Origin of the sequence: Pseudoroseomonas cervicalis ATCC 49957 (assembly GCF_000164635.1) — a bacterium.
GTDB classification, from domain to species: domain Bacteria; phylum Pseudomonadota; class Alphaproteobacteria; order Acetobacterales; family Acetobacteraceae; genus Pseudoroseomonas; species Pseudoroseomonas cervicalis.
On record NZ_GG771268.1, the window covers coordinates 1 to 506 of the forward strand.

The 506-nt window shown below is 75.9% G+C and carries 1 protein-coding gene; it reads left to right on the forward strand.

From position 1 onward, the window contains the following. Positions 1-57: 57 nt before the first annotated feature. The coding region (locus HMPREF0731_RS22935) for a response regulator (RefSeq protein WP_040614633.1) at positions 58-506 on the forward strand (449 nt) is incomplete at its 3' end.

Consider the following 506-nt stretch of genomic DNA (forward strand, 5'->3'; position numbering starts at 1 on the left):
CGCCGCCCTGGCGCGCGCCGCCCTGCCGCCCGCCGCGCCGGCCCTGGTCGCCCCCGCGTGATCCGCGTCCTGGTGGTGGATGACAGCGGCTTCATGCGCATGGCGCTGAAGCGCATCATCGAGGCCGATGGCGACCTGAAGGTGGTGGGCGAGGCGGCCAATGGCGTCGCCGGGCTGGAGCTCGCGGCCAAGCTGCGCCCCGATGTGGTGGCGCTGGATGTCGAGATGCCGGAGCTGGACGGGCTGGCGGTGACCGAGCGGCTGATGGCGCTGCCCAGCCCGCCCGCCGTGGTGATGGTCAGCCACCACACCCGCGACGGGTCGGAGATGGCGCTGGCCGCCCTGGCGCGCGGCGCGGTGGATTATCTGTGGAAGGGCTCGGCGCTGTCGGGCCTCGATCTTGGCCGCATCGACCGCGAGCTGCGCGGCCGGCTGCGCCACTGGGCGGCGCAGCGCGCCCGCGCCCTGCCGGAAGGCGAATCCCGCGCCGCCGCGCCGCTGCGCCT